Origin of the sequence: Paenibacillus dauci (assembly GCF_000971985.1) — a bacterium.
GTDB classification, from domain to species: Bacteria; Bacillota; Bacilli; order Paenibacillales; family Paenibacillaceae; genus Saccharibacillus; species Saccharibacillus dauci.
The window spans coordinates 1-24,602 of record NZ_LAQQ01000021.1; the positions used below are offsets into that span (position 1 = coordinate 1).

Consider the following 24,602-nt stretch of genomic DNA (forward strand, 5'->3'; position numbering starts at 1 on the left):
TGCTGTTCTCTATATTTTGAAGAACCGAAGTTCTTCACTCACTCGTTGTTCAGTTTTCAAAGATCAAAGTCTTTTTCTTTACCGCTGTATCTCTCGCAGCAACTCTTATATCATATCATGTTCGTTTTCATTTAGCAAGCACTTTTTTAAGAAGTTTTTCTTAATGTGTAACTTGCTGATGTGACTCTCATGATACTTTATCTTTCATTGTCACTCGTTCGTGACAACTTTTATAATATATCATGTGAGTTTATTTTCGTCAACACTTTTTTTGAAATAATTTTGTTGGCTCTTATTTCTATGAGTATTGACTGTTAGCCATTAAAATAATGACCGTTGCTTAATATATCATGGTTTTTTTATAGAAGTCAACTAGGTATTCAATATTTCTGTTTTTTTAGATTTGGTGGTCGATTTAACATGGTTTGCCTGCTTCATACTTTCTTACTCTTTGTATCATAACAGAGCATTTATACACTCTATCGATCAAACTAAATCGCTGATGGATGTTTGAGTACGATAAAGGATGCTGCATTGCTTTCTTACAATATATGATGCTAAAGAGGAACAAAAACAGAGTTCTTCTTTCTGTATTTCGCCACTCACTCATGTGTTCGCATCATTTACACACAGCGCAGGCTGCGGATCTCTTTCATAGGAAGATATTTGGTAATCTACCGACCTACTTTTTGACTCGGTGATGCTTGATCAAGTAGCTTTATTTCCTTTTCACTCCAATTAGCTCTACTACTCCTATAATTATCACTGACAAGTCCAGCAAATGACTGAAATGAATCAATCCATTGAGGTTATGGGCAACTTCGGTAGTCTGGACTAGCTAATACAGTATCCCGTAGCTAATAATAGACAGACTCTATTAGCCCTATATCATAAAAAAAGGCATCCGTTTCCCATTTATGGGTGAACAGATGCCTTTTTTCGAAAGACTTCATAGGTATATAAAAAAGATTATAGTTCTCTGCGCCCTTCCAGTGCTTTGGACAGTGTAACCTCATCTGCATATTCCAGATCCCCGCCGACTGGCAGTCCATGAGCAATACGGGTTACTTTGAGATTAAACGGCTTCACCAGACGCGAAATATACATCGCTGTTGCTTCGCCTTCAATATTCGGATTGGTTGCCAAAATTAGCTCCTGTACCCGTTCATCACTCAGACGATTCAGCAGTTCTTTGAGTTTAATCTCGTCAGGCCCTATACCCTCAATCGGTGAAATAGCGCCATGCAGTACATGGTAGTAGCCATCAAATTCACGGGTACGCTCCATTGCGACCAGATCCTTGGGTTCCTGTACCACGCAAATCACAGAAGCATCTCTCGTTTTGTCCTGACAGATCCGGCATGGATCTGCATCGGTAATATTGCCACATACGGAACAATAGTGAAGATTCCGCTTCACATTGACCAGTGCTTTGGCAAAATCGATCACGTCATCCTCTTTCATACGAAGAACGTGAAAGGCAAGCCGACCGGCTGTCTTCGGCCCTACTCCCGGCAAGTGCGTAAAAGCATCTATCAATTTAGCAATCGGTTCGGGATAATACAATACAGCGATCTCCTTTGAGACCGGTCATTTGGCTAATGCCGATCTGTTATTTTAGAACAGGCCAGGAATCTTCATTCCGCCTGTGAATTTACCCATATCCTGGTTTGCCAGCTCTTCTGCTTTGCTCATTGCATCGTTAACTGCTGTCAGTACCAGATCCTGCAGCATTTCTACATCATCCGGATCTACAGCTTCTGGCTTGATGTTAATAGATATAATTTTTTTGTGTCCGTTGACTTCAACAGAGACTACACCGCCACCAGCAGTACCCGATACGGTTTTGGAGCCCAGTTCTTCCTGTGCTTTCAGCATTTGCTCCTGCATTTTCTTCACTTGCTTCATCATTTGATTCATGTTACCCATTCCAATCATCTCCTCTAATAAAGTATAAGTGTATCTATCATTATTCCTTGATTACAACAAGTTCCTCGCCAAACAGCTGAATAGCTTCATCCACTAGAGCATCACTATTGGCTGCTTCCTCATGTTCAAGCTTGAGTTCTTCACCAGGCTGCTCGCTTGTTCCTTCAATAGCGTCCATCCAGTCTTTTTGCATCATCGTTACGAGACGATAAGAACCGCCCAGTATTTCATTTAATACTGATTCGATAACCTGCTTGTTGGCAGACTTCTCGATCGTCTCCCGGTGCATATCATGTTTGAAGGCTACCAAAACAGCATCTTCGTGGAAGGATACAGGGTCACAGTTTACAAACCAGGCATGGATGGTAACCTTAACTTCCTTGACACGCTGCAGCACTTTGCTCCACGAACCGGAGATTTTGGCAAAGTCCTCATGATTACGGTTGGAGACATAATGTGGCATTTGCGATGGAATCTTGGCAGCAGCAGATATTCTCGGAGCCGGTGCCCGTCTGCCAGTATTGCTGGAAGCAGCTTCTCCTCCAGTAGAGATACCCGATTTGAGCGCTTGATCCAGCTTTTGCTCCAAGGCTGCCAACTGCTGCTTGAGCTGCCGAATCTCGCCGGCATCTGCCGAGCCCCCACTAGTGGTGACTACTCCAGCTGAATTCTCAGAAGCATTACCACCCGGTATACTACTCAGCTTGAGCAGCGCCACTTCAAACAGCATCTGTGGCTGCGTAGCATATTTCATCTCCGTCTGATAGTGATTCAGCGTATCGATCATGGCAAACAGCTGTTCTTTGGTAAAAGCAGCCGCTGTCTCCCGGAAATTTTCAGGGTTCAGCATGCGTTCTGTCAGGTCACCAGCCTGCGGAATCATCTTGATCATCAGCACATCACGGAAATAGTATAGCAGATTCTCCATGCATTTCTCTGCGCTTTTGCCTTCCTGCATAAATGATTCTACCATATGCAGTACCTTGCCTACATCATTCTGCAATAATGCCGAAGCTAATTCGGCAAACTGCTCCGAGGCAATGCCGCCGGTCATCTGGAGTACCTGCGGATAGGTGATCTTGCCTTCAGTAAACGAAGACACCTGATCCAGTATACTCAGTGCATCCCGCATTCCTCCATCGGACAGTCGAGCGATATACTCCAGGGCATCCCGCTCCGACTCCAGACCTTCCTGCTCGGAGATCAGCTGCAGACGTTCGGTCTGCTCTTGCAACGATACCCGGCGGAAGTCAAACCGCTGACAGCGTGAAATAATCGTCGCTGGTAGACGATGAGGCTCTGTTGTTGCCAATATAAATACCACATGGCCTGGCGGTTCTTCCAGTGTCTTGAGCAGCGCATTGAACGCTTCCGTCGTCAGCATGTGGACTTCATCTATAATATATACTTTGCGCCGGACTTCGGTAGGCGCATACTTTACCTTTTCTCTAAGATCCCGTATTTCTTCTACACCCCGGTTGGAGGCAGCGTCAATCTCCAGTACGTCCATAATATTGCCTGAAGTGATCCGTTTACAGGTCTCACATTCATTACAAGGCTCAATAGCCGGGCCTTTTTCGCAGTTGATTGCTTTGGCCAGTATTTTGGCGGCAGATGTCTTGCCCGTACCTCTGGGACCATTAAACAGATAGGCATGTGAAATACGCTCTTCCCGAATGGCATTCTGCAGTGTCTGAATGATATGCTGCTGTCCTACCATGTCCTGAAACGACTGCGGCCGCCAAGCACGATAAAGTGCGATATGTTCCACTTGCTTACCCTCTTTCTTGTATATGGCTACCTTTGACTTCACTACTTGTCAAAGATGATCTGGCATAAAAATAATGTTATAAAACAAAAGAACTTACCTTTAATTATACTATAAATCAGCATCAAGCAAAACCTGCACACCCTAATTTCACAAACAAAAAACACCTGTTGCAGTACGCAAAAGGTGTTATGAATAGCTTAGTTATATACCGTGCACCTGTCTTCGATAATTGCGATCCAAGCGGTTCTTCTGAGCGACAGCTCAGGGTAGGCACTCCCTCGGCACAAGAACGAAACTGCTTATGGCTGCTTCCTTCCGGACCTGACCAGGTTCACAGGTGTTCCTTGCGAAGGACCCATCCGTCAACACTGCGCTCAGATACCTGCCTTACATCGACAATACCTAGGACAGGAATTCAATCTCGCTATAGCGGATTGCGAGTTATAGGGCACCGCTACCTCCCCATCTAGCACGGCATTAAGTAATTATACCTGACACACGTAGACAATGCAACTATCCATTAGATATGTTTTGCCAGGTCAATTGGTTGTCGCGGAAGCCGTAGTAGAACGGGTCGTACGTCTGCCTGTACTGCCAGAGCCAGTGCTGGAAGATGTAGATGGTTTCTTGGTACCGGAACTGCCGTTTTTGCTATCTTCCCGGGTATCAAATGTAGCAAGGAACTCCTGATTGGTCTTAGAATTGCGCAGCTTTTTGAGGAAACCTTCTACAAAGTCCTGGCTGTCGTTCATATTTTTACGGATATGCCAGATCGTATCCAGTTCTTCCTTGGCAAGCAAATCTTCTTCACGGCGCGTACCGGAACGACGAATATCGATTGCCGGGAAAATACGACGCTCGGACAGTTTGCGATCCAGATGCAGTTCCATGTTACCGGTACCTTTGAATTCTTCGTAGATAATATCATCCATACGGGAACCGGTGTCGATCAGTGCCGTAGCCAGAATCGTCAGACTGCCGCCTTCCTCCACATTACGCGCAGAACCGAAAAAGCGCTTTGGACGATGGAATGCTGCCGGATCGATACCGCCACTGAGTGTACGACCAGATGGTGGAATAACCAGATTGTATGCACGTGCCAGACGAGTGATACTGTCCATCAGGATAACAACATCCTTTTTGTGCTCTACAAGACGCAGTGCACGTTCTAGTACCAGTTCCGCTACTTTGATATGATTCTCGGGCAGTTCGTCAAATGTGGAAGCAATAACTTCACCTTTGACAGAACGCTGCATATCCGTAACTTCCTCCGGACGCTCATCAATAAGCAGCACAAAAAGCTCAATCTCCGGGTTGTTCGTTGAGATGCTGTTCGCGATTTCTTTGAGCAGGAGTGTTTTACCGGCTTTGGGAGGTGCTACGATCAGACCACGCTGTCCCAGTCCGACTGGAGCCAGTACATCCATGATCCGTGTAGAGAGTTTGTTGGGAGCTGTCTCAAGAACCAGCTTCTTTTGTGGGTAAAGAGGAGTCAGCGCAGGGAAATGAAGACGTTCTGCTGCCTGTTCCGGACTAACACCATTGACGGCGTTTACCTGAAGAAGTCCGAAATAACGTTCGTTTTCTTTGGGAGCACGGCATTTACCGGATACGAGATCACCGGTACGCAGATCGAATTTGCGAATCTGTGAAGCCGAAATATAAATATCTTCTGCACTTGGCAAATAGTTAATCGGCCGCAGGAATCCATATCCTTCTGGCAGTATTTCAAGTACGCCCTGCATGAACATCAGTCCACTGCGTTCAGCCTGCGCACGTAGAATTGCAAAGATCAATTCCTTTTTTTTGAGCTGTCCATAATACGGAATCTGGTATTGCTTGGCCAGTTTGTATAAGTCGGTCAGCTTCATTTCTTCCAAATCGGAAATTTGTAAATCCATACAATAACCACCTATTCAATTTTATAGAGAGTGTTGAGACAACCGATAGAATAATGTTGGGAATAATCAGAAGATTGAATTATACGGAGTGGATACTTCCAAATTCATTCATAGGATAGCATTACCCATTTTGGGAGGAGATATTCAAGAGGTATGTATTTTGGGAAATACAAGTGAATTCTCCTCCCTGTAAGAGGGACAATCAAATTAAAGAGTACGCGTTTCCAGCGTCTCTCTCCATACATTGGCACCCAGGTTACGCAGGTTATCTACAATGTGGTCATAACCACGATCGATAAACTCTACACCGGATACTTCGGTTACGCCTTCGCCAACAGTCAGACCGGCAATCACCAGCGCTGCACCTGCACGCAGATCCATCGCCTTGACTTTGGCTGCATTCAGTTCGCCGCCTTCAATAATAGCCGAACGGCCTTCCACCTTGATCTTGGCACCCATACGCGCCAGCTCTGGCACATGCTTGAACCGGCTGCTGTAGACGAAGTCACTTAATACACTAACTCCCTGCGCCTGTGTCAGCAGACTGGTCATCGGAGATTGAAGATCCGTAGCAAAACCTGGATACGTAAGAGCCTTGACATCTACGTGGTTGTAGGAAGCCTTGCCGAGAACACGGATACCCTCATCTAGTTCGTCGACATGTACACCCATTTCCAGCAGTTTGGCTGTTACTGCTTCCAGATGCTTGGGAATAACATTGTCAATCAGAACATCACCGCGCGTTGCCGCTGCAGCGATCATATACGTACCTGCCTGAATACGGTCAGGAATAATGGAATGTCGACAACCATGCATTTCGGAAACGCCCTCAATACGGATCGTCTCTGTACCTGCGCCCTTGATACTTGCGCCCATGGCATTCAGTAATGTTGCTACATCTATAATCTCAGGCTCTTTCGCCGCGTTTTCGATAATTGTATGGCCTTTGGCTCTTGCTGCCGCCAGCATAATGTTAATGGTCGCACCCACACTGGCTACGTCCAGATAGATTTTGGCTCCACGGAGCTCTTTGGCATATAAATGAATCGAACCATGTTCGTTGGTAACCGTTGCACCAAGTGCTTCAAAGCCTTTGATATGCTGATCGATAGGTCTTGGTTCAAAGTTGCAGCCGCCCGGCAAGCCGATCGTTGCTTCTCCAAAACGTCCAAGTAATGCACCCATCATATAATAGGATGCCCGCAGCTTTTTGACAGGTCCGTTGGGCATTGGAATAGATCTGACACTGCTTGGATCAATACGCATCTGGTTCTCTAGCTCATGCCAGCTTACGCTCGCACCCAGATTCTCGAGAATTTCCGCATAAACTGCCACATCGCTCAGAAGGGGCAAGTTATCCAGCACGACTTCTGACTCGGCGAGCAATGCCGCAGGAATAAGCGCAATGGCACTGTTTTTTGCACCACTGATGGTGATAGTTCCCTGCAGCGGACGTCCGCCACTGATCATCAATTTTTCCATAAAGCTTAGTATCCCCCTACGTGTTTTGCAGCCGATAAAACGACACGTGCTGTTGATTTTTTGGCGGTTAAAATGGAAAGACACCGGCTCAGCGGTGTGCTCTCCATAACAACCTATTTAATTAGACCTTCTCCAGCTGGAAAAGTTCCGGTTCATTCTGTTTTAACTTCTGCATACTGTAATATACACTACGCCTATTCAAAAAGCCAATTACGCTTTGTTGCTTGTACCAAACTCGCGGATTTTACCGATAACGGTTTGTTTGATTGCATCGCGACCTGGAACGATGAAAGTACGTGGATCGTAAGCTTCTGGTTTGTCAGCCAGTACTTTGCGAACCGCTTTTGCAAATTCGATCTGGTTCTCGGTATTCACGTTGATTTTGGAAGTACCCAGGGAGATCGCTTTGTCGATATCGTGTTTAGGGATACCAGTACCACCGTGCAGTACGAGTGGCAGTTTAACCGCGTCACGAATTTCTTCCATTTCTTTGAAGCCCAGGTTAGGCTCACCATGGTAAGGACCGTGTACGGAACCCAGTGCTGGTGCCAGTGTATCGATACCTGTTTCTTTAACGATGCGTGTGCACTCTTCCAGGTCAGCGTACATGATACCGCCGATAACGTCGTCTTCCTGTCCGCCTACAGTACCAACTTCAGCTTCTACGGAAACGCCTTTAGCGTGTGCATATTCAACTACTTTTTTCGTCATTTCGATGTTCTCATCGATTGGGTGATGGGAACCGTCGATCATAACGGAAGTAAAGCCAGCATCAATCGCTTCTTTACATTTGTCAAAGCTAGAACCGTGGTCCAGGTGAATGGCTACTGGAACTGTAATTTTCATATCGTGAAGCAGACCTTCTACCATTTTGACAACAGTAGTGAATCCGCCCATGTGACGTGCTGCACCTTCGGATACACCCAGGATTACTGGTGATTTTTCTTCTTCCGCTGCACCCAGAATCGCTTGTGTCCACTCCAGGTTATTGATGTTGTATTGACCAACTGCGTATTTACCTTCGAGCGCTTTGTTTAACATGTCTGTCATAGATACTAATGGCATAATGACATCCTCCTCAAAAATGTTGGGTATGTCCCAGAATGTGTAAGCCGCTACTGCATACGTGCCTATTATAACATAACCCACTTCAAATACTAAACAAGCAATTTGAAAAGAGATATGCGCCTTCGCACATTCAAATCAAATGGTTTGCAGCCATAATACAGGCTTATTGATCCACACTTGTGCCGCGAAGACACTGGTCAACTGCCTTACGCATATCGTCAATATCGAATGGCTTGGTAAAATGTCCAATCGCTCCCAGATCCTTGGCTTTCTGGATAATATCCAGCTCGCCGTAGGCAGTCATCATAATGACATGAATCTGCGGATGTGTAGACTTGATATGACGAAGAATCTCCAGCCCATCCATACCAGGTATTTTCATATCCAGCAGTACGAGGTCGGGAACCTCCTGTTCTACCACTTCCAGCGCCGCCTTGCCATTGGCTGCCTGGAACATCTGATAGCCCTCATTACTGAATAATTCAACTAGCAATATCCGAATTCCATTTTGATCATCGACAATTAATATTTTTTTCTGTTCCATGTGTCACCTTTCCCTTCGTCTGTGCTGATCGGTTCTCCTGTTGGTACATTGATCCACTATTCAGAACGATGACGAGCTACAATGATTCTGTTTGGATTGAAATGTAAATCCTTACTTTGAATAACATAATATACACTTTCGCTTTTTTTCGCGTAAATCCTGCATCATTGCGAAAAAGACAGTGCATACTACGACAAAATATGCCTGATATGCATTTACCGAAGCTTCTTAATGACTAAGTATGAAAAGGATATATGTCAACAGCCTGTTTACCGTATATCTATTCATGCAGTTTCATTATACAAAAAAACCACCTGCATCTTCTTCAAGATACAGGTGGTTGCCAAAAATAAAAATTAAACGTATAATCTTAAACCCGACGCTCTTATGTCTTATGATTGATGAGCGATGGAAGCTTTGACGAATTCACGGAACAACGGCTGTGGACGGTTCGGACGGGATGTAAATTCCGGATGGAACTGTACAGCCAGGAACCATGGATGATCAGGAACTTCCACGATCTCTACCAATCGACCGTCCGGAGAAGTACCGGAGATTTTCATGCCGACTTTTTCAATCTGTTCGCGGTACTGGTTGTTGAACTCGTACCGGTGACGGTGACGCTCGTATACCAGCTCTTCGCCATAGCATTCCATGGCCAGGGAACCTGGTTGCAGCTTACAAGGATACAGTCCCAGACGCATCGTGCCGCCCAGATCTTCGATATCCTTTTGTTCCGGCAGAAGGTCGATAACCGGATAAGGCGTAGCCGGATTGATTTCGGAGCTGTTCGCACCTTCGAGACCTGCAAATGCACGTGCATACTCAATAACAGATACCTGCATACCGAGGCAAATACCGAAGTAAGGAATCTTCTGCTCACGAGCATAGCGGATTGCATTGATTTTGCCTTCAATACCACGATCGCCGAAGCCGCCAGGAACGAGGATACCGCCGATGCCGCCAAGCTTCTCAGCTACATTCTCGTCTGTCAGTTCTTCTGCATCCACCCAGCGGAGTTTTACATCTGCATTGGCATGGTAACCAGCATGGGACAGGGATTCTACAACACTCAAATATGCATCATGCAACGCTACATATTTACCGACAATTGCGATTTCAACGGTTTTTTCCAGGTGCTGAATACGGTTCAGCAGTGCTTCCCATTCCGTCATGTCCGGAGCTGGTGCATCCAGTTTCAGATGATTCACAACGATATCGTCCAGACCTTCTTCACGCAGGTTCAATGGAACTTCATACAGTGAAGATGCATCACGACACTCGATAACTGCGTTGGCGTCGATATCACAGAACAATGCGATCTTGGCTTTCATGTCTTCGGACAGCTCATATTCGGTACGACATACAATAACGTTAGGCTGGATACCGATACTGCGCAGTTCTTTGACACTGTGCTGGGTTGGCTTGGTTTTTACTTCGCCTGCAGCTTTGATATAAGGGATCAGTGTTACATGGATATACATAACATTGTCGCGGCCTACATCACTCTTGATCTGACGAATAGCTTCGAGGAATGGAAGGCTCTCGATATCACCAACCGTACCACCAATCTCGGTAATAACAACATCCGAATTCGCTTCGCGACCAGCACGGAAAACGCGTTCTTTGATTTCATTCGTAATATGCGGGATAACCTGTACTGTACCACCCAGATATTCACCGCGACGTTCTTTACTGATAACGGAAGAATATACTTTACCTGTCGTTACGTTACTGTTCTTGGACAGGTTAATATCGATAAAACGCTCATAGTGTCCCAGATCCAGATCGGTCTCGGCGCCATCATCCGTTACAAATACCTCACCGTGTTGATAAGGACTCATTGTTCCCGGGTCTATGTTAATGTAAGGATCGAATTTCTGGATCGTTACTTTCAAACCTCTGTTTTTGAGCAGTCTGCCCAGTGAAGCAGCTGTAATCCCTTTACCCAGTGAAGATACAACCCCACCTGTTACAAAAATATACTTTGTCACAATATAACCTCCTAATTATTATCCAGACATTCAAATCAGCATCTCACCACAATAAACCCTACTTGGTTCTCATAACAACCAGCAGAACCCATACAAAACCATCTACCAGCTTATCGATCCATCGTAATATTTTATCGCAATCAGGATGCTCAGGGGGGAGATATATCCCAAAAAAAACAAAAAAAGTGACACCCGTAGCCACGGGGCACTTTATTTATTTCAGCAAATTATGCGCTGCATATATGTTGATTTATAGTTTGATTCATAAGCCCATGCAATAGTTTACTCTGTTCTGTAATGCTGTGTCAAGACATATCCCGAGAAAGATGGATAGATATTTACCTTGATGTCTTCGGGACTGCATAGCGCCTGTACGGCATTTATAGATATGTCTTAATTCGGTTCATTGGATATTCATTTATAGCATTTACTTATAAAAAAAACCTGCCCTCTACATAAAGGGCAGGTCAGGGGATTAACGGTCTTCGTCCGTGTCTTCCTCTTTGAATTCGGTGCTTTCCTCGTCTTCGTCGAAGTCTTCGTCCTCATCTTCGTCTTCAATGACCAGGTCTTCACTATCTTCTTCATCCTCGGAGAAGATCGCTTCATCGTCATCGTCGTTTTCATCTACATCGTCGTAGTTGTCATCTTCGATCTCATCATCTTCATCGTTGGTATCGGCTACATCTTCGTTATTGAACTCATCATCTTCAATATCATCATCGTCGTTATCGTCGTTGATAATACGTGGACGTTTGGCGTTCGCTACCGGATCTTCAGCGCGCTCCAGTGGATACCAGCGCTTGAGGCCCCACAGGTTGGTACCTACACAGGCAAAACGACCATCAATATTCAGCTCGGTATACAGCTGGGCGATATATTCATTAATTTGCTCTTCCGTATAACCGCGCAGTTCAGCAACTTCCTTCATCAGGTCACGGTAATACAAAGGTGTATTAATTTTTTTCAATACCGCAAAGGCCAGATCCACCATAGGGATCTCATGCACTTTCTCCGGATTGATCTTTAATTCTTGCGGTGTGCTCACTTACGGACACTTCCTCTCGGATCCAATTTCAGTCTGCTTATTTGATTCTATCCCGACATTCTACGGATAGGAATGAAAAGGCTCTACGATACATTATACAAAATGCTGAGTTAAGTAAACCCTATTTAACTGTAAAAATCAAGTTTTTTACAAAAAACAACAGGTATACTCCATGATCGTAGGGTAAAGCACATAAAAGCGGCTAATTCCGCCTGCTTACATACGGTCCGGTGCAGATACGCCAACCAGACGCAGTACATTGGCAATAACGATACGCACACTATCCAGCAGGGCGAGACGAGCCAGCGTTTTCGGCTGATCTTCGGTCAGGGTACGCTCTGCTTTGTAGTAGCTGTGCAGCATGGATGCCAGTTCATATACGTAGCGGATCAGGCGATGAGGCGCAAAGTTGTCCGCTGCCAGTGAAATCTCCTGTGGCAGCTCACCGAGTTTTTGCAACAGTGCATATTCGTGCTCTGTTGTCAGCTGGGTGTAATCAATCTCGGACAGTTCCGGCAGTGCAATCCCCTGCTCTTCAGCCTGACGGAAAATACTGCAAATCCGCGCATGCGCATACTGCACATAGAATACCGGGTTCTCATTGGATGTAGAGACCGCCAGATCCATGTCAAAGTCCAGATGGGAATCAATACTGCGCATCGCAAAGAAATAACGAACTGCATCCACGCCCACTTCGGCCATCAGATCTTCCATCGTTACCGCTTTACCGGTACGCTTGGACATTTTCACTTTTTCACCGTTCTGGAACAGGCTGACCATCTGTGCAATCAGCACGGTCAATTTGTCCGGATCATTACCAAGTGCCTGCATTGCTGCTTTCATACGCGGAATGTAGCCATGGTGATCGGCTCCCCAGATATTGATCATACGATCATAACCGCGGCCGTATTTGTCTTTGTGGTAAGCGATATCGGGAGTCAGATACGTATAGGTACCATCGTTCTTGATCAGTACACGGTCCTTATCATCGCCATAAGCTGTTGTGCGCAGCCATGTTGCGCCTTCTTCTTCGTACACTTCGCCGCGCTCGCGCAGTTCACCCAGAGCATCGAGTACCTGACCATTTTCATACAGGGACGTCTCGCTGAACCAGATGTCAAAGTTCACACGGAAGTCTCCCAGGTCACGCTGGATTTTTTCCATTTCCTTTTTGAGACCGTAATCACGGAAAAAGGAAGTCCGTTCACTGGAAGACATGGACAGCAGACTATCACCTTTTTCAGCTACCAGCTCTTTCGCGAAACCGCGGATATCTTCACCGTGGTAGCCGTCTTCCGGCATAGGTGCATCCTGTCCCAGTTCCTGCAGGTAACGAGCTTCAATAGACAGGCTCAGATTGGATACCTGATTACCTGCATCATTGATGTAGTATTCCCGGGTTACCTGGTAACCGGCAAAATCAAGCAGGTTGCACAGGGAATCGCCGAATGCAGCGCCGCGGGCATGACCCAGATGCAGGCTGCCTGTCGGATTGGCACTAACAAATTCGACCTCTACCTTGCGGCCTTGGCCATTGTTGGTACGTCCGTATTTGTCACCCTGCTCGTGGACGGCCTGGATGACTGGATACAGGTAATTTTTGTTGAGAGTAAAGTTGATAAAACCCGGACCTGCAATCTCGGCATGCTCAATACCACCCTGCTGCAGATTCAGGTTGGCAATAATGCTTTCTGCCAGCATGCGCGGATTCTGCTTGGCAATACGAGTCAGCTGCATTGCAATATTAGTGGCCAGATCGCCGTGGTTTTTGTCTTTGGGTACTTCAAGCGTAACTTCCGGCATCTCTTCCGGACCTACAATACCTGCTGCGAGTACAGCTGCATGTACGGCTTCCTTGACGGAATTACGGCTTTGTTCCAATGGATTAACTGTCATTGTCTAATGTTCCTCCTGTATCTTGCACTTCATAAGATTAATTCTCCGGGTACTGGCTGTGCTACCGGAGATTATTGCTATCGGTCTATGCGTTGGGGCGATCACCGGTAGGGGCCTTAGCCGCCTGTATGTCCAGACTGACCTTGAATGTACCGTTCAGCTGTTCATGCACATACAGTTCATATTCCCAGGTGACTTTACCCATATATCCGTTCAGTTCGTTATGAATCAATGAAGTATGGGTAATCAGGGCGAAACGGGTAAAAGGCGATCGGTAAAATCCGGTCAGCTGTTCTCCCTGACGGAAGGACTGCTCCGCTTCTACGCCGCCGTGACGCATAATCTTGATCTCATCCTTGCTGATCCTCACTGTTGTACGGACTTCCTGCTGTGTGGATTCGGGTGTTTCGGTATAGCGAATATAAATGCTGCTGCCTTTCTCAAAAGCCTGACCGGTAAAATGGGTGATGACGCTTTCCCCATTCTGGTCACTGCGCAGCGTCAGATGTACCTCGTTCGATTCTGTCATAAAACCCAGCTCCATTTTTGGTATGACTCCATCTTGGCTTGTTGAATATAGAACATTTTCACGATAAATTCAATAAGCACAGTCCCTTCTATTGTACCATTATATTGAAGCGAAAGCCGCTTTTTCCGACAAAAAATAGCAGGTTTCTGCTGATTTGGTATTTGTCATTCATTTCATATGGCCAAAGGGATCATACCAGAGTGATGCGTAAGTGATCCCAATTAATATTTACGCAAAAAAACCTGTATATCCCGGCGATAACGCAGGATATACAGGTCTGTTGTTATTTTACTTGCACAGGTCTTCGACGAACTTAGGCAGCGCAAATGCTGCTTTGTGCAGGCGTGGGGTATAGTATTTGTTACTTTCCATTTCCGGAATGGAGGTTTCATCCACTTCCAATGGATCGTATTTTTTACTTCCCATGGTGAATGTCCACAGTCCGCTCGGGTAAGTAGGAATGTTGGCTCCGTATACACGAACGATCGGGAAGATTTCTTTTACGTCTTTGTTGACCTGCTGAATCAGATCCGCTTTGAACCACGGGTTATCTGTCTGAGCAACGAAGATACCGTCTTCTTTGAGCGTCTCGTAGATTCCTTGATAGAATCCTTTTTCGAACAGTGGAGCTGCAGGTCCTACAGGCTCTGTAGAATCAACCATGATCACATCATACGTATTTTTGTTCTCGATGATGTGCATGTAACCATCCGCTACCATCACTTCTACACGAGGATTATCCAGTTCGCCAGCGATTTCTGGCAGGTACTTTTTGGAGTACTCGATTACTTTGCCGTCGATCTCAACCAGAACAGCTTTTTCTACTCCCGGGTGCTTCAGCACTTCACGGATTACACCACCGTCGCCGCCACCGACAACGAGTACATGCTTCGGATTCGGGTGCGTGTTCAGGGCAGGATGAGCGACCATTTCATGATAAACGAACTCATCTTTGACGGTTGTCATTACCATGCCATCCAGCACCAGCATGCGTCCGAACTCTTCGGTATCGATCATTGCCAGATCTTGAAAATCAGTTTTCTCTGTTACCAGAGTCTCGCGGATTTTGGCTGTAATGCCGAAAACCGGCGTTTGTTTCTCGGTATACCATAATTCCATATTTATTACCTTCTTTCGCGTATATTCAACTGAATCAAGGGGATAGTCCTTATCATTCATTTCGCATTATACGCGATATAATCCCGGACTGCAAAAGGAACTTGAGCAGCTTGGGAATGCAGGACTTTTATAAGAACAAGCAGGGATTTTCGCGGTAATTATAGACACCGGATTTGTCGTTCTATTCATTCGTTACAAAGGAGCTGATTATAATGAACGTTCACGAAATTGTACAGCTGACAGCACTCGAAGCCGCTCCGCGACTACTTGGTAAAATTATCAGCAGAATCACCGAAGATGGCGAGATCCGCTGCCGGATTATTGAGACCGAGAGCTACGGTGGCGCTGAAGACAAAGGCAGTCATGCCTACGGTAACCGCCGAACTGCGCGTACGGAAATGATGTTCCGGCAGGGCGGTTATGCCTACATTTATCTGATCTATGGTATGTATCATTGTCTTAATGTGGTTACCGGTGAAGAGAATGATCCGCAAGCCGTGCTGATTCGGGCAATTGAGCCCTTGACGCCCAAGGATGAGCAGCTGATGCTCAAACACCGTCCGGCTGCAACGCGTCAACTCAAAAACATCTCCAATGGCCCCGGCAAATTGTGCCAGGCTCTCTCGATCGATAAATCGTGTAACGGATTGCATCTACTGGCAAGTGGCGGAACACTGCGGCTGGAAGATACACCGGAGGATATCTTTTACGATATCGAATCCGGTCCGCGGATCAATATTGATTATGCCGAGGAGTATGCAGCCAAACCGTGGCGTTTCTATATCAAAAATCATCCATATATCTCTGCCAAAAATAACACTCCCCTTCCTTATATCCTCGAACGTCCACCAATTTTGTGATTGCCGATCAATGTACTGTAAGATGATTTTAAAAAACCGCTGGAACGGAGTCATTACTCCGCCAGCGGTATATGATCAGCTGATTGCTCCAGCCATTGATTCATCTGTTCTACGGTCATAGGTTTGCCGTAATAATATCCCTGCATAATATAACAGCCCTTGGATTGAAGAAACTGAATCTGCTCAACCGTCTCTACGCCTTCTGCAACCATCTCCATATTCAGGTTATAGGCGATAGCGATAATCGTGCTAATAATCGACTGCTTGGATGCATGATCAATGTTACGGACAAATACCTGATCGATTTTGATAATATCGACCGGCATCTCGTCCAGACTGCCCAATGAAGAATAGCCTGTACCAAAATCATCCAGAGAAATTCCTACGCCCTGCTGCTGAATCTGCTGCAGCTGGTCAACGGTACCTTCAATACCATTCATAGCAATCGATTCCGTGATCTCCAGTTCCAGATATTGAGGCTCGAGACCGGTATCAGCCAGAATCTGGGCGATACGTTCAGGAAATGCGGAACATTCAAACATACGTGCTGACATATTGACCGAGATCGGTATATGAATGCCTGCAATCTGCTGCCAGATCTTGTTCTGCTCGCATACCTTTTCCAGAATCCAGTCTGTCATTGGGATAATAAGCCCTGTCTCTTCAGCAATGGGGATAAATTCGCCCGGAGATACAATTCCCAGTTGCGGATGCTTCCAGCGCAGCAGTGCTTCCATACCTGTAAGCCGGTTATGCTGGGAATCCCATTTGGGCTGATACACGATAAAGAATTCTTCCTGCTCCTGTGCATTGCGCAGATCCTTTTCCAGCTCCATTCGGCGAATCTGGCGCTGATTCATATCTTCGCTAAAAATGCTGTATTTGTTCTTGCCCGTATTCTTGGATACATACATTGCCGTATCCGCAGCCCGCATCAGAAAAGTCCGTTCGAATCCATGCTGGGGTACAAGCGAGATACCAATGCTACCTGTAATAAATAGCTGATTGTTGGCCAGATGATACGGCTGCTTGATCGAGTCCAGAATCGACTCGGCCAGTTGAATCGTCGTATCCACTGAGCCGGTACTGGAGGCGATCAGGAATTCGTCACCACCAAGCCGGAAAACGATTCCCTGGTTTTTCACGCACTGCTGCAACCTTTTGGATACTTCTACGAGCAGCTCATCTCCTACATCATGACCCAGCGTATCATTAATGGACTTAAAACGGTCCAGATCGAGAAATAAAACGGCTCCTTCTGTCTTCTCTGTAAATTCCTTGGCAAAATAACGCTGCAGTCCATGACGATTGGGTAGACCGGTAAGCGGATCACTATATGCCATACGTTCCAGTACATGCCTTTCCACAAATACCGCTGCCCAGGAAGCCGCCAGAATAAATAGGGTTACAATAGCTACTGCAGAGATCAAAAGCATCTGTCCTGCAGGAGGCGCTCCCTCCAATTCCTGCTGTGTATAATGAAACTGGGCCGCTGCCATACCTACATAATGCATACCGGAAATGGCGAGCCCCATCACAATCGCACTATAGAATTTCCAAGTGCTGAAGCCCGGATGATTACGAAAGCGGCGAAACAACAGCAAGGCGGCGTAGGAAGCTATCAAGGCAGCAGCCAGCGACAGCAGCCAATAGACCGGATCATACGTAATCATTACGGCTGTATGCAGAGCTGCCATACCTGTATAGTGCATAGCTACAATTCCAGCTCCCATAAGCGCGCCACCCAGACTTATTTTCCAAAGACGGGTTACTGCTTCCAATGTCACATAAAAAGCGATCAGCGAAGCCAGAATACTAAATACAGCAGACAGAGCGACCATTTTTAAATCATAGCTCATACTGAGGTCTGCCTCCAAAGCCAGCATCCCAATAAAATGCATGGACCAGATACCGCTGCCCATGACAAAAGCGCCCAGACTCATCCATACGGTTTTGTTCCTGCCCGTGGATTGGCCAACCTTACCAACGATATTCAACGCTATATAGGAAGCCAGAATAGCGATAAAAACAGATAGCGTCACGATGTACGGATTATAGTGTGCGTGTATATATTCCATTGTTCATCTACCCTCCTTTACTCCAATTACAACCATACAAACAAAGCGGACAACTAATCCGCCATTAGGTACAAAGCAGAATTACATTTCTGCAAAGGATACCGCTACTTCTCCATTTCTGCTTACTTACTAAACTGTATAGTATATAAAACGGCATTATCATGCTTTTTTGTGATAGTAGATTGTTCTGGGCTATAAATATAGGAAGCTATGGAATGAAAAGAATGGTGAACACCCTCAGGTATCCACCACTCTTGCACAAGCTATAGTATTGATATCAAAATTACTCGGTAATATTGAACTTGGATGACATACGATCCATCAGACGAGCAATCACGGTTGCTGCTTCAGCCCGTGTAGCATTATCGGCCGGAGCAATTTTACCACTTGGTCTTCCGACCAGAATATTTTCTTTGACTCCTGTAGCCAAAGTATCTCTAGCCCAATCAGAGACCTGCTCTTTATCGCTGAAAGCACCCAAGGTCTGTTCGGAATCTGCAGCGAATGAGCCAGCAGGATCAAGATAATTCAAAGTGTTACTAATGATATGCGACATTTCTTCACGTGTAATTTGCTTATCGGGTTGATACGTACCGTCTGTATAACCATCTGTAATACCTGTTGCACTTACAGCCGAGATCGCATCATGATGCCAGTCATTGGCTTGTACATCCTTGTAGCTGGATGTACCTGAAGATGCGCTGTTCAGCTGCAGCAAATTATCGATCATTTGCGTAAATTGCGCACGTGTAATCAGTGCATTCGGATCGTATTTGTTATTGCCTACACCGTTCAGGATACCCAGATCCTGCAAACGATCGATGTTTGCCTTAGCCCATGAATTATTCACATCTACGAAGCGGGTTTTGGCAGCAGACTTCAGCGTAATAACAGAACTATCTGCAGTATCGTTCAACTCAGCTGCTGTTCCTTCTCCACTAGCTGCGGTTACCGTATTGGTATCTGCTGGTGCTGCAGCTGCTGATCCGCCACCACCACCGCCAGCTCCTACTTCGGCTGCTGGTGTTACTGCTCCAATACCTGCTGCGCTAGTTACACCGTTATCGGCCGGAGCTGGTGTTGATGTTGGTGTTGTAGCAGCTGGTGTTCCACCTGTTGGTGTGGCTGCAGTGACAGGATTAGTTGCTGCTGGTGTACTTGGTACAGTTCCTCCTGTTTCACTTGGTACAGTTCCTCCGTTTTCACCAGGTATGGTTCCTCCTGTTTCACTCGGAATACTACCAGTGGTTCCGCCATCGTCATTACCGGAACCAGTTCCTGGGTCAGTTGTTCCTCCTCCGGTTCCTGGGTCGGTTGTTTCTCCTCCGGTTCCTGGATCGGTTGTTCCTCCTCCAGTTCCTGGGTCAGTTGTTCCTCCTCCAGTTCCTGGGTCAGTTGTTCCTCCTCCGGTTCCTGGATCGGTTGTTCCCCCTCCAGTTCCTGGATCCGTTGTTCCTCCTCCAGTTCCTGGGTCAGTTGTTCCCCCTCCAGTTCCTGGATCCGTTGTTCCTCCTCCAGTTCCTGGGTCAGTTGTTCCTCCTCCAGTTCCTGGGTCAGTTGTTCCTCCTCCAGTTCCTGGGTCAGTTGTTCCTCCTCCGGTTCCTGGATCGGTTGTTCCTCCTCCAGTTCCTGGATCGGTTGTTCCTCCTCCAGTTCCTGGGTCGGTTGTTCCTCCTCCGGTTCCTGGATCCGTTGTTCCTCCTCCGGTTCCTGGATCCGTTGTTCCTCCTCCAGTTCCTGGGTCAGTTGTTCCTCCTCCAGTTCCTGGATCGGTTGTTCCTCCTCCAGTTCCTGGGTCGGTTGTTCCTCCTCCAGTTCCTGGGTCAGTTGTTCCTCCTCCGGTTCCTGGATCAGTGCCTCCCGGAATTTCTACTCCATCGTAAGGAAGTGTTGCAATTTCAGTTTCAGTTCCATTGCTGGTTACTGTGACAGTCAGTTCACCTTCTGTTGTTGGGAAAGTAAAGTTGACTACTGCTTGACCATCTCCATCTGCTACTTCTGTACCGAGCAGGTTGCCTTCAGTATCATAAACTTTCACCGTGTCGCCAGAGGCAACATTGGTCACTGTAACTGTTCCTTGATCACCAGCTACATCACTCAAATCTGCTGCTGGAGCTGGTGTTGCTGGCAGATCTACTCCGCTGTATGGCAGGGTGGTGATTTCTTTTTCGGTTCCGTTGCTGGTAACCGTAACGGTCAATTCGCCGCTTGCTGTTGGGAAAGTAAAGTTGACTTCCACTTCACCGCTGCTGCCAGCTACTTGTGTGCCCAGCAGATTACCATCGGCATCGTAAACTTTTACAGTATCGCCAGAAGTAATATTTGTAGCTGTAACGGTTCCTTGGTTACCATCAATATCAGACAAAGTAGCTGTCGGTGTTGGGGCTACCGGGAGAACTATTCCGCTATATGGCAGGGTGGCAATTTCTGTCTCTGGCTCACTGCCAGTTACGGTAACTGTCAATTCGCCGTCTGTAGTTGGGAATATGAAATTCACTACTGCTTGACCGTTTCCATCGGCTGTTTGTGTACCAAGCAGATTACTGTCGATATCGTAAACTTTTACAATATCGCCGGCAACGATGTTGGTAGCTGTAACCGTTCCTTGGTTACCGTCTATAGTGGTCAGTTCTGCTGTTGGATCTGTTGTTGGGAATACGATTCCCTGATAATCGAAGCTGCGCACTGTTGTTTCTACTCCTCCAGAAGCCACTTTGGCAAAGAGTCGTCCCTGCGCTTTCAAGAATTTGAAGCTTACTGCTGCTTTACCGCTTCCATCTGCCGGAGCAGAACCAAGCAATTGATCGTCGTCATCATAGACCTTGGCAATATCACCTGCATTCATACCTGTTACGGTAATAACTGCCTGATCTCTCTGTTGGGAATCTACAACGATATCGGCTACTGGTGCGTTGGCTGGTGGAACTTCTTCAGCCACATACGTTACTTTAACTATATTGCTATCCATCTGATTGCGTGTCAGTTGTACCGATACCTCTCCGCCTCCCGACAGCAGTTGAACCTGCAGCATTACCCAGCTAAATGAGCCAGAAATATCACTGCCCAGCAGCGTTCCATTCGCATCATAGACCCGAATCATATCGCCTTGCTGCAATCCCGTCACCTGGATGGTATCCTCGTTACCTGTCAAATTGTTAATACTGATACTGGATGCAGACAATACTGGACCCGGCTCAGCTGCATATATTACATCTGTAGAGACGCTGGCCAGACCACTATGCTCTCTTGTAAAAGAAAGTGTACCGCCATACGGCTGCAGTGTCAGCCCAGCGGTAATATCGCCGTTGGTATCTGCTTTTTTGGTGCTGATCACATTATTGCTTTGATAAATGGTAACCAGGTCACCTGCTACCAGGTTCCGGATATTGACGTTATCCATATTTCCTTCATTATTCAAAATCGTAATGTCTGATGCTGGAATCGGAGGTACGATTTCGGCTCCATACGCTACAGATACCGGATTACTTTCGATTCCCAGATAAGTTGTACTCACCTGTACAGCTCCGCCTGCCGGGATCAGGGTCAATCCAATGACCACCTTGCCACTGGCATCAGCTTTACCCGTACCCAGTACTTCATTATCCTGATAAACCGTAATGGCCTGATCTTCTTTGAGATCTGTTACAGTGACTGTATCCTGATTGCCATAATTATTCTGGGGTTGAACCTGACTTGCATCAACTGCGGGTACAACAATGGAACCGTAATTGATTTGTGCAGTCGGGCTCTCTACTGTATTGCGAACCAGACTGACGCCTACTACGCCGCCATTAGGAGCCAGATCTGTATTCACTGCAGCAACTCCATTACTGTCTGCAGTACCTGTACCCAGCAGTTCACCATGAGCATATACGTGAATGATATCGCCATTTTGCAGACCATTTACCGTTACTTTGGATGTGGCATTGATCAGATTCTCTACTTTGATTGCAGCTGGCAGAAGAGGATTGACTACCTCCGTGCTGTAGCTGACCAGTGTTGGAACACTTTCTACGCCATTGCGTACCAGAGCTACGCTAAGGCTACCACCGATAGGAAGTAAAGTTACGGGTACTTCCAGTGTCCCATCTGCTTGCAATTCGGCACTGCCGAGCAAATCTGCGCTGCCATATACTTTGACTACATCACCCTGTTTAAGACTGCTGATTTTGACAATATCCTGACTGCCTGTGTTGTTATCGATATTTATACTCGCTACTGCCAGTGCCGGTACCATTTCTGCCGGATACAAGACTGGTGTTACGATACTCTCTACACCCTGCGAAGTTACACTGATACCGATTACACCACCTACAGGTACCAGTGCTGCGTTGATTACAGCTTGACCATTACTGCCTACAGTCGCTGTACCCAGTACTTTGCCGTTACCATATACTGTGATCAGGTTCCCTTGTGTCTGACCGGTAACTGTAACTGTATCGTTATTGCCGGAAGTATTGCTTACTGTAATATTGCCGGTTGACACAGGTGGTACTACAACTGCTCCATACGTGATAGAAGTAGCTGCACTCGCCAGGCCATTACGCAGCAGCTCCACACTTAGACTTCCGCCCTGTGCATTTACACTAACCGGAATACTAACTGTTCCGGAAGCATTCGCAGTGGCTGTGCCAAGTACTGTACCATTGCCATATACTTTGACTACATCGCCATTATTCAAACCATTAATGCTTACATTCGTTGTTCCATTCAAAATAGGAGACAGGGAAATCTGATTGCTCAAAATAGCAGGAACGATCTCTGCTACATATACAACTGGTGTTGCCAAGCTCTCCACGCCTGCATGATTCACACTTACGTTGACTGAACCGCCTACAGGAAGCAGTTGTACAGGAATAGATACTTTCCCTTGTGCATCTACTGTACCTGTGCCCAGTACACCTGTGCCGTCATATACAGTCACTGTATCTCCTGCTGTCAGATTGACAGCAGCAACGACATCTGCATTTCCGGACAGATTTTTCACTTGGATATTACTGGAGAGAATCGCTGGCACTACAATAGATGGATAGTTAACCGTCGTTGTCGCGCTTTGCAGAATTCCCTGCTTTACACTGATATTAAGACTGCCACCAACTGGTTCCAGCAGAACAGGCAGTGTCAATGTATTGGTAACTGCCGGTGCAGTTGCTAGAACAGTACCATTGGCAGATACAGTGACGATATCTCCAATCGACAGGTTTTTTACAGTCACCTGGGAAGTTCCGCCATACGAATTGGTAACCGTTACATTACCAGAAGCTACCGGCGGAATAATTTGAGCCGGATAACTGACTGGAGTTGCTGCGCTTTCTACACCGCTGCGCTTACGGGTCACATTAAGGTTGCCACCTTCCGGTGTCAGTGTTACGGCTACCGTAACCGAACCATTACTGTCTGCTGTGCCTGTACCAATCACGCTACCATTGGAGTAGATAGTTACCAGATCGCCTGCAGTCAGCCCAGTTACAGCTACTGTGTCCTGATTACCATATGAATTGCTTACACTGATATTGGCTGCTGGAATAGGGCTCAGTACAGCCGCCGTATAGATAAAGGAGGTCTTGGCACTCTCAGCTGTACCTCGCAGCGCGCTTACCTGAATGGTGCCGCCTGCTGGTACAAGTGCTGCCGAGACAGTTGCCTGTCCAGAAGCATTGACTGTACCCGTACCAAGAACTTCATTTTTATCATTATAAATGGTAATGGTATCTCCCGGATTCTGACCGGTAATATTAATAGTCGAATTGCCACTGATTGCATTATTTACACTGATCTGTGCTGCGGTCGGTGGAGGTACTGCACCGATCACAGTGAAGGTTCCCTGTTGGGTCGCTTCCCCGATCGTAACATTCAGCAGATTTTTAACAGAAGCTCCAAAAGAGTAATTGCCTGCTGCAGGCAGTGTCTTGTTATTTAAAACTAGCGTATTGGAAGCTAACAAGTTGAGTCCCACTAAGGATGCGTTTAATGTTATTGTTCTTCCGTCACTACTGATTGCGTTCGCCGGAAGACTCGTTCCGTTAAACTTATCTGCTACAGTAGCTGTCAGTCCTGCAGGCAGCGTAAATACAGTACTTCCTGCCAGATTCAATTGAATACCGGGCGCATACGTAATTGCTAAATTAGTTTTCTGCCCTGTCACATTCTGTCCATTCGTTGAAGATATACCTAGTGTTCCATCTGCTGCCTGGACATGACCTGGCCAGCTGGAGAATACCAGAGCCACCACCAATAACATAGTAAACAGCGTATACCCTTTTTTCCTCATCTCTTTCTCCCCTTTTGCATGATGTCTTAGGTGCCATGCGAATAAAATGAAAGTATATCTACATGACGTATAACGTTACTTTCGCCTTTATTTTCAGTACGGATTATAGGTC

15 protein-coding genes and 1 other RNA gene are annotated in these 24,602 nt (G+C 46.4%); 1 reads left to right on the top strand and 15 read right to left on the bottom strand.

Features of this window, described 5'->3' with window-relative positions:
* Positions 1-969: 969 nt before the first annotated feature.
* The 13 genes from recR to speE form a co-directional block, all read right to left on the bottom strand.
* Positions 970-1,566: a recombination mediator RecR gene (gene recR, locus WH46_RS23000; RefSeq protein WP_017815717.1), complete on the bottom strand. Its 597-nt coding sequence runs from the start codon at positions 1,564-1,566 to the stop codon at positions 970-972.
* 51 nt (positions 1,567-1,617) lie between these two features.
* Positions 1,618-1,929: a YbaB/EbfC family nucleoid-associated protein gene (locus WH46_RS23005; protein WP_017815718.1), complete on the bottom strand. Its 312-nt coding sequence runs from the start codon at positions 1,927-1,929 to the stop codon at positions 1,618-1,620.
* 40 nt (positions 1,930-1,969) lie between these two features.
* Positions 1,970-3,700, bottom strand: coding sequence for a DNA polymerase III subunit gamma/tau (gene dnaX / locus WH46_RS23010; RefSeq protein ID WP_046228503.1), 1,731 nt, complete (start codon positions 3,698-3,700; stop codon positions 1,970-1,972).
* Between the two features lie 208 nt (positions 3,701-3,908).
* An RNA gene (gene ffs, locus WH46_RS23720) (signal recognition particle sRNA large type) lies at positions 3,909-4,175 on the bottom strand.
* 64 nt (positions 4,176-4,239) lie between these two features.
* Positions 4,240-5,601 carry a transcription termination factor Rho gene (gene rho, locus WH46_RS23015; protein ID WP_017815720.1) on the bottom strand — a complete coding sequence of 454 codons (1,362 nt, stop codon included), beginning with the start codon at positions 5,599-5,601 and terminating at the stop codon, positions 4,240-4,242.
* Positions 5,602-5,808: 207 nt separating this feature from the next.
* Entirely contained in the window at positions 5,809-7,083 is a 1,275-nt protein-coding gene (locus WH46_RS23020; protein WP_017815721.1) for a UDP-N-acetylglucosamine 1-carboxyvinyltransferase, read from the bottom strand.
* A gap of 210 nt (positions 7,084-7,293) precedes the next feature.
* On the bottom strand, positions 7,294-8,148 hold the full coding sequence (fba, locus tag WH46_RS23025; protein ID WP_017815722.1) for a class II fructose-1,6-bisphosphate aldolase: 855 nt from the start codon (positions 8,146-8,148) through the stop codon (positions 7,294-7,296).
* Positions 8,149-8,314: 166 nt separating this feature from the next.
* Positions 8,315-8,695 carry a response regulator gene (locus tag WH46_RS23030; RefSeq protein ID WP_017815723.1) on the bottom strand — a complete coding sequence of 127 codons (381 nt, stop codon included), beginning with the start codon at positions 8,693-8,695 and terminating at the stop codon, positions 8,315-8,317.
* Positions 8,696-9,087: 392 nt separating this feature from the next.
* Positions 9,088-10,689: a CTP synthase gene (locus WH46_RS23035; RefSeq protein ID WP_017815724.1), complete on the bottom strand. Its 1,602-nt coding sequence runs from the start codon at positions 10,687-10,689 to the stop codon at positions 9,088-9,090.
* 475 nt (positions 10,690-11,164) lie between these two features.
* Positions 11,165-11,737: a DNA-directed RNA polymerase subunit delta gene (gene rpoE, locus WH46_RS23040; RefSeq protein ID WP_017815725.1), complete on the bottom strand. Its 573-nt coding sequence runs from the start codon at positions 11,735-11,737 to the stop codon at positions 11,165-11,167.
* Between the two features lie 216 nt (positions 11,738-11,953).
* Complete coding sequence (gene argS / locus WH46_RS23045) at positions 11,954-13,633, bottom strand: arginine--tRNA ligase (RefSeq protein ID WP_046228504.1); 1,680 nt, start codon at positions 13,631-13,633, stop codon at positions 11,954-11,956.
* Positions 13,634-13,718: 85 nt separating this feature from the next.
* A complete protein-coding gene (locus WH46_RS23050) occupies positions 13,719-14,162 on the bottom strand; it encodes a YwiB family protein (RefSeq protein WP_026136423.1) in 444 nt (147 codons plus the stop codon).
* Between the two features lie 288 nt (positions 14,163-14,450).
* Positions 14,451-15,281: a polyamine aminopropyltransferase gene (gene speE, locus WH46_RS23055; RefSeq protein WP_017815728.1), complete on the bottom strand. Its 831-nt coding sequence runs from the start codon at positions 15,279-15,281 to the stop codon at positions 14,451-14,453.
* 212 nt (positions 15,282-15,493) lie between these two features.
* Here speE and WH46_RS23060 point away from each other — a divergent pair, with 212 nt between their 5' ends.
* Positions 15,494-16,141, top strand: coding sequence for a DNA-3-methyladenine glycosylase (locus WH46_RS23060; RefSeq protein WP_046228505.1), 648 nt, complete (start codon positions 15,494-15,496; stop codon positions 16,139-16,141).
* Between the two features lie 53 nt (positions 16,142-16,194).
* Here the strand turns inward: WH46_RS23060 and WH46_RS23065 are convergent, their stop codons facing one another.
* Both WH46_RS23065 and WH46_RS23070 read right to left on the bottom strand, forming a co-directional pair.
* Positions 16,195-18,219 carry a putative bifunctional diguanylate cyclase/phosphodiesterase gene (locus WH46_RS23065; RefSeq protein WP_046228506.1) on the bottom strand — a complete coding sequence of 675 codons (2,025 nt, stop codon included), beginning with the start codon at positions 18,217-18,219 and terminating at the stop codon, positions 16,195-16,197.
* A gap of 283 nt (positions 18,220-18,502) precedes the next feature.
* Entirely contained in the window at positions 18,503-24,490 is a 5,988-nt protein-coding gene (locus WH46_RS23070; RefSeq protein ID WP_046228507.1) for an S-layer homology domain-containing protein, read from the bottom strand.
* Between the last annotated feature and the right edge of the window lie 112 nt (positions 24,491-24,602).